This is a genomic window from Micromonospora echinofusca, from assembly GCF_017614955.1.
In the GTDB taxonomy this organism is placed as follows: Bacteria; Actinomycetota; Actinomycetes; order Mycobacteriales; family Micromonosporaceae; genus Micromonospora; species Micromonospora echinofusca_A.
This window is the reverse complement of sequence record NZ_WVUH01000367.1, coordinates 1-6,695: the sequence shown is the minus strand read 5'-3', so window position 1 is coordinate 6,695 and position 6,695 is coordinate 1. Positions and strand designations below refer to the sequence as shown.

Below are 6,695 nucleotides of genomic sequence, written 5' to 3'. Positions count from 1 at the left end.
GCCCGCATCGGCGACGAGGACGAGATCGACAACCTGCGGGGTACCTCGGTGGTGAGTACCGGCTACGGGCCGGGATGCTGCTGACCGCCATCGCGGCGTCCTCCGTTGTCTGCTGTGGCGAATGGCTCGTGGAGCGCGGACGCGACGGCCAGCCCGGAATGGAGGGCTGTGGACAACGATGTCGGGAGAGCCGGCGCGGTGCGCGCCCGAGACACAGGGGTCGGGCGTCGTCAGTGGGCCGGACAGATCGCGCTGCGGACGCGGCCGTAATCAACGTGGCGGCGGGCCACGAGGCGGCGTTCCACAGCGGCGGTCATGCCGTCATGCTGCCACACCACCGTGGTCACGGCCAATGAATGCATGGTCCATCCCACATCACGGATCAGCTTTGCGGGGTCCGGCTAGGGGTGTCCCCCGGGGCGGCAATTGCGGCGATCCGCCGCCGAGAGGGCCGGCCGGGGTGACACGCTCGGTCCATGCGGCTGAGAGCGACCGGCGACAGGCCCGGCGCTCTGAACCGGTACGGCTGGATCTGGCCGGTGCTGGCCGTACTCGCCGTGACCGGGTACCGGCTGACCGGCGCCCAGCCGTGGCGGGACGAGCTGGCCACCTGGAGCGCCGCCGACCGGGACGTCGACGACCTGTTCCGGATGGCCGGCACCATCGACGCGGTCAACGCGCCGTACTACCTGTTCATGCACGGCTGGACAGCGGTCTTCGGTGACTCGGTCGCCGCCCTGCGGGCCCCCGCCGCGCTCGCCACCGCCGCCGCAGCCGGGCTGCTGGCGGTACTCGGCCGGCAGCTCTTCCCGGCCCGGACCGGACTGGTCGCCGGGCTGCTCTACGCGGTGCTCCCGAGCACCTCCCGGTACGCCCAGGAGGCGCGCTCCTACGCCCTGGCCACCGCGTTCGCGCTGCTCGCGTCGGTCCTGCTGGTCCGCGCACTGCGCCGGCCGACGGTCGCCCGCTGGGCCGGGTACGCGCTCGCGGTGACCGCGCTCGGCCTGACCCACCTGGTGGCGGCGACCCTGCTCGCCGGGCACGCGGTGGCGGTGCTGACGGCCGGCCGGCGACACCGGGACCGGTGGTGGGGCTGGCTGCTCGCCGTGCTGCCGGCGGTGCTCGTGCTCACCCCGCTGGTGGTACTCGGCCGGGGTCAGCAGGGCCGGCAGCTCGACTGGGTGGATCCGCCGACCCTCGGCGACCTGGCCGTCCTCCCCAGTGTGCTGGTGCAGAGCGGCCAGGTCGGCGGGCTGCTGCTCGGGCTGGCCACGGTCGGGGCGGTCAGCCGGGGTCGGCGGGGGCTGGCCGTCGCCGGCTGCGTGCTGCTGCCCGTCGCGCTGCTCCTCGTCGTCGGGCTGGTCACCCCGCTGTGGGTACCGCGCTACCTGACCTTCACGGTGCCCTTCGGTTGCCTGCTCGCCGCCGTGGTACCCGGCATGTTGCGGCTGCCCGCCGCGCTGGTGGTGGTCGCCGTCACCGCCCTGCTGGGCGTCCCCGAGCAGGCCGCCCTGCGGCGTACCCACGAGTGGCCCCGGAGCGCGCCGGTCGACTACGCCGGGGCCGCCCGGATCGTCGCGGACGGGCAGCGCCCCGGGGACGCGATCGTCTACTCGCCCCGGGACGGCTGGCGGTTCCTGGACCTGGCGGTGGCGTACCACCTGCGCGGTCGGCCCCGGCCCCGGGACGCGCTGCTGGTGCGGGACCAGGCCGCCCGGGGTGACCTGTGGGTCGACGAGTGTCCCGACCCGGCACCGTGCCTGGCCGGGCACGACCGGGTGTGGCTGCTGGTCGCCGGCGCCCCGGCGGATCCGGCCGGCGCGGTCACCGGCGCCCGGGGCGCGGCCCTGCGGGCCGGTTACCGCACCGACCGGAGCTGGCGGGTTTCCGGGCTCACCGTGGCGCTGCTGACCCGCCGGTGAACCCCCGGCGGGGAACCCGGCGCCCCGGCGGACCGGCGGGCCGGCGGGACGGCGGGACGGCGGGACGGCGGCTCCGTTGGGCGGCTCAACGGGCCCGGGCGGCTCAACGGGCCCGCGCCGCCAGCGGGACGATGAGCACCGCCTCGGTCCCACCGCCGGCCCGGTTCCGCAGCTCGATGGTGCCGCGCAGCTCCCCGGTGGCCAGTGCCCGGACGATCTGGAGGCCGAGCCGCCCGGAGGAGTCCGCGTCGAACTGCTCGGGTAGCCCTCGCCCGTTGTCCGCGACGGTGACGTGCAACTGCTTGCGGAACCGGTGGGCGGAGAGCACCACCTCGGCCCCACCCGTCGCCGGCTCCCCCTCGGCGGGCGGCGGGAAGCCGTGCTCGACCGCGTTGAGCAGCAACTCGTTGAGGACCATCACCAGGGAGGTGGCGATCTCGGCGGGCAGGACCCCGAAGGTGCCCTCCCGGCGCATCCGCACCGCCACCTCGGTCGCGGCCACCTCGGTCGCCGCGCTCGCCACCCGGTCGACGATCCCGTCGAACTCGACCGCCTCGTCGCTGGACATGGAGAGGGTCTCGTGGACCAGGGCGATCGAGGCGACCCGGCGTACCGACTCCTCCAGCGCGACCTTGGCGGCCGGGATGCCGACCCGGCGGGCCTGGAGCCGCAGCAGCGCCGCCACGGTCTGGAGGTTGTTCTTCACCCGGTGGTGGATCTCCCGGATGGTGGCGTCCTTGGTGATCAGCGCCCGGTCCCGGCGGCGTACCTCGGTGATGTCGCGGACCAGCACCAGGGCGCCGATCGGCACTCCGGCGGGCATCAGCGGCAGGGCCCGGGTGAGCATGGTGGCGCCCCGGGCGTCCAGCTCCCGGCGGGGCGGGGCCTCGCCGCGCAGCGCGGCGAGCATCCCGTTGGCCACGTCGGTACCCTCCAGCGGGTCGGTGGCCAGCCGCCGGTTCAGCGCCGCGAGGTCCTCGCCGACCAGGTGGGCGGAGAAACCCAGCCGCCGGTACGCCGACTGCGCGTTCGGGCTGGCGTAGGTGACCTTGCCGCTGGCGTCCAACCGGATCAGCCCGTCCCCGACCCGGGGCGCCGAGGTCGTCTCCCCGGGGTGCCGGGGTGGCGGGAACGTCCCGTCGGCGACCATCTGGGCCAGGTCGTCGGCGGTGGTGAGGTAGTTCAGTTCGAGCTGGCTCGGGGTCCGGGCGGTGGAGAGGTTGGTGTCCCGGCCGACCACCGCGATCACCTCGGACTCCCCCTCGCCGCGCCGCAGCCGTACCGGGATCGCCTCGTGCCGGGCCGGCACGTCGCCGTACCAGACCGGATCGCCCTCCCGCCAGATCCGGCCCTGGCTGTAGGCGATGGTCAGGTGGGCGATCTCCGGCCCGCCGACGATCCGTCCCACCTGGTCGTCCTGGTACGCGGTCGGCGCGGTGGTCGGCCGGACCTGGGCGACGCAGAGGAACGTCTCGTCGTTGTCGACGGGTACCCAGAGCAGCAGGTCGGCGAAGGACAGGTCGGACAGGAGCTGCCAGTCCCCGGCCACCCGGTGCAGGTGGTCGATGTCGGCGGGCCGGAGGTTGGTGTGCTCCTCAGCGAGGTCGCGCAGCGTGGACACGGGGCAAGCCTGCCACGCCACGGGCGGTTCACAGCGTGGTGGTGACCTTCTTCAGCCCGCGCGGCGCGTCCGGATCCTCGCCCCGGGCCAGCGCCAGGGCCAGGGCGAGCTGTTGCAGCGGCAGGATGTCGAGCAGCGGGGCGTAGCGCTCGTCGACCTCGGGCACGTCCAGCCGGGCGGTCGCCCCGGCGATGTCGGCGGAGCCGACGGTGACCACGTCCGCGCCGCGCTCGCCGAGGCGGGGCAGCACCTCCCGCATCGAGTCGCCGCCGGGGCCGGAGCCGACCACGGCCAGCACCGGTACGTCCGGGTCGGTCATCGCCAGCGGGCCGTGCAGCAGGTCCGCCCCGGAGAAGGCGAGCGCGGGCAGGTAGGAGGTCTCCATCAGCTTCAGTGCCGCCTCCCGGGCCGTCGGGTAGGCGTACCCACGGCCGGTGGTGACCAGCCGGGCGGCGAACCGGTACCGGTGGGCGAGCTGGGCCGGGGTCCGGTCGGCGAGGGTGCGCTCGGCGAGTCCGGGGAGCGCGTCGAGGGCGGCCCGCTCGGCGGCGGGCAGTACCCCGTCGCCGGCCCGTACCCCCTCGACGAGCATCAGCAGGGCGAGCAGTTCGGCGGTGTACGTCTTGGTGGCGGCGACCGCGCGTTCGTGCCCGGCGCTGACGTCGACGGAGAGTTCGGCGATGCCGGCGAGCGGCGACGAGGGGGCGTTGGTCACCGCGACGGTGAGCGCCCCGGCGGCCCGGGCCACCCGGAGCACCTCGGCCAGGTCGGCCGAGCCGCCGCTCTGGCTGACCCCGACGACCAGCGCGTCGGAGAGGTCGGGTCGGGCCCCGAAGAGGGTGATGGCGCTGGGCGAGGCGAGCCCGGCCGGCAGGCCGAGCCGGATCTCGGTGAGGTACGCGGCGTAGAGGGCGGCGTGGTCGGAGGTGCCCCGGGCGGTGAACACCACGTGCCGGGGGCGGCGGGCGGCGATGGCGGCGGCCACCTCGGCGATCGCGGCGACCGGGCCGGTCTCCAGCAACCGCGCGTACCCGGCCGGCTGCTCCGCGATGTCGGCGGCCATTCCGGCTCCTGGATGTGTCACCCGTACCTCACCTCACGTCAACGATTGCGCGCTCCCCGCGCGTTTCATGCTCAGTCTTGCACGGTTCAGACTGATCGAGCAATCCATCGAGCATCAATGAGCAGTTGATCACCAATGGCGGCGATCATGGCCTAGGCTGCGCTGCGCAACCTGACGGGACCGAACCGTGAGCGAGAGGCCGACGTGTCCGAAGGAATGGACGATCCGCGCCTGAGCGCCGAGGGCGAACTGGCGCTGGCCCGGTTGGCACTGGCCGAGGGTGACCTGTCCCATGCCGCCGGTCACCTCGCCGTCGCCCTGACCCATGCCCCCACCATGCCCGAGGTGCATGAGGTACTGGCCCAGATCGCCGTCCGCGACCAGGGCGGGATAGACCTGTTCCCGCTGGACCGGCACGCCTTCATCGGGGCGGTGGTGGCCCGGGCGCACCTGCTCGCCGCCGCCGGCCGCCCCGCCGAGGGACTGGAACTGCTGGCCGCCGCGACCGCGCACGCACCCGAGGCGGACTGGGCCGGCGTGCCCTGGGTGGTCGCACCCGACCTCGGGCTGCGGATCACCCCGGACGTCGCCGCGCGGGTGCTGATGGGACTCTGCGCCGCGCTGCCCGACCCGGTACCCGCCGCGAACCGCCCACCGCTGACGCCGTACCTCGCCCTGGCCCGGCACGCCGTCACCGCACACCCCATGCACGGCCTGCTGCTCGGCGCGGCCTCCGCGCTGGCCCGGCGGCTCGGCGAGGTGGACCTGGCGCTCGACTGGGCCCAGCGGGGGGTGGAGGCGGCGCCGTCGAAGCTGGGCGAGGTCTGGCTCGGGTACGCCTACCGCAGCGCCGACCAGTTGGAGGAGGCGCTCGCCGCCCTGGAACGCGCCGTCGAGCACGACCCGGACGACCTGTCGGTGTACGCCGACATCGCGGGCACCCTCGCCGACCACGGCCGGTTGGACGCGGCGCTGACCTGGACCGACCGGGCGCTGGAGCGCGACCCGACGTTCGACTGCGCGGTGCACACCGCGCACCGGCTGCGCTACCGGCGGGACGGGGAACTGCACCACCTGGTCGGGCTGGCCGACTTCCAGCGGGAACATCCGGACGACTCGCACGAGCACAGCGACCTCGCCGAGTGCTGCCAGGGACAACCCTGGCTGGGGCAGCTCCCGACGGCCGGCGAGGCGGTGGTGGACGCGCTCCGGCGGGTACTCGCCGCCGGTGGCACCGGCGACCGGGCCGACGTGGTCGGCGAACTCCGGCTGAGCGGCCTGGAGGCGCCGAGTGCGCTGCGTACGGTGGCCGCCACGCTGCCCGGCCTCACCCTGGTGGTGGCCGCGATCGCCGAACCCGATCTGCGCCGGCCCCGGCGGCCCGGGGTGCGGGACCTGTGGCGCTGGGTGGACACCACGCCGGAGCCGGTCCCGGCGTCCCCGTCGGACGAGGCGGTCCGGCAGATCCGGCAACTCGCCCATCCGGCCTGGCCGCACCCGCCGGCCGCGTACGACGCGGCGGTACGGCTGGCCACGCTGACCGTGGACGACCTGCTCGCACTGCTGGTGCACCCGCCGGAGCCACCGGACACCCCGCTCGGCCGGGCGCTCACCGAGCACGACCCGACGCTCTGGGTACGGTGCGTCCAGGTGTGGGCGTGCCTGGGGCTGCTGCACCACCGCACCGACGAGCCGTGGCCGGACTCGGCCCGCCGGGCGGTCCTGCTCGACCTGGTCTGGGGCGTCGAGGACTGGATCACCGAGGCGGCACTGTTCGCCCTGGTCACCGCGGCCTGGGTGGACCCGTCGGTACGCCCGGACGTGGCCCGGGTCGCGGCGGAACGACTCGCCGACGTGATCACGGTGGCCCGGCGGCGACCGGTGTCGATCGCGGATTCGCTGGCCCGGCTCGTCCTGACGGCTCCCGGGCTCGACCCGGGCGTGGCCGCCACCGCCCGTGACCTGATCACCGCACAGTCCACCCCGGCGGCCGGTACGTCGACACCGACCCCCGGGGTGCTGCGCCGGCTGTTGCGCCGCCTCACCTTCTGGCGCTGACCCGGCCCCGGGCCGGGTCAGCGCCAGAAGG

Annotated in this window: 4 protein-coding genes; 2 read left to right on the top strand and 2 right to left on the bottom strand. The window is 75.1% G+C overall.

Going from position 1 to position 6,695, the window contains the following annotated elements:
* The first annotated feature begins 476 nt into the window (after positions 1–476).
* Positions 477–1,922: a glycosyltransferase family 39 protein gene (locus tag GSF22_RS28540; protein WP_208816894.1), complete on the top strand. Its 1,446-nt coding sequence runs from the start codon at positions 477–479 to the stop codon at positions 1,920–1,922.
* A gap of 103 nt (positions 1,923–2,025) precedes the next feature.
* On the opposite strand, the gene GSF22_RS28535 is transcribed toward GSF22_RS28540, so the two are convergent.
* Together GSF22_RS28535 and GSF22_RS28530 are read right to left on the bottom strand one after the other, a co-directional pair.
* On the bottom strand, positions 2,026–3,543 hold the full coding sequence (locus GSF22_RS28535) for a PAS domain-containing sensor histidine kinase (RefSeq protein WP_208816893.1): 1,518 nt from the start codon (positions 3,541–3,543) through the stop codon (positions 2,026–2,028).
* A gap of 28 nt (positions 3,544–3,571) precedes the next feature.
* Positions 3,572–4,606 carry an SIS domain-containing protein gene (locus tag GSF22_RS28530; RefSeq protein WP_208816891.1) on the bottom strand — a complete coding sequence of 345 codons (1,035 nt, stop codon included), beginning with the start codon at positions 4,604–4,606 and terminating at the stop codon, positions 3,572–3,574.
* Positions 4,607–4,822: 216 nt separating this feature from the next.
* Between GSF22_RS28530 and GSF22_RS28525 the strand changes: the two genes are divergently transcribed.
* Positions 4,823–6,664, top strand: a complete 1,842-nt coding sequence (locus GSF22_RS28525; protein WP_208816896.1) for a tetratricopeptide repeat protein — start codon at positions 4,823–4,825, stop codon at positions 6,662–6,664.
* Positions 6,665–6,695: the final 31 nt, after the last annotated feature.

Coding starts and splice junctions, on each gene's coding strand:
- GSF22_RS28530 (WP_208816891.1), bottom strand. CDS start 4,606: ATGGCCGCCGACATCGCGGAGCAGCCGGCCGGGTACGCGCGGTTGCTG.
- GSF22_RS28540 (WP_208816894.1), top strand. CDS start 477: ATGCGGCTGAGAGCGACCGGCGACAGGCCCGGCGCTCTGAACCGGTAC.
- GSF22_RS28525 (WP_208816896.1), top strand. CDS start 4,823: ATGGACGATCCGCGCCTGAGCGCCGAGGGCGAACTGGCGCTGGCCCGG.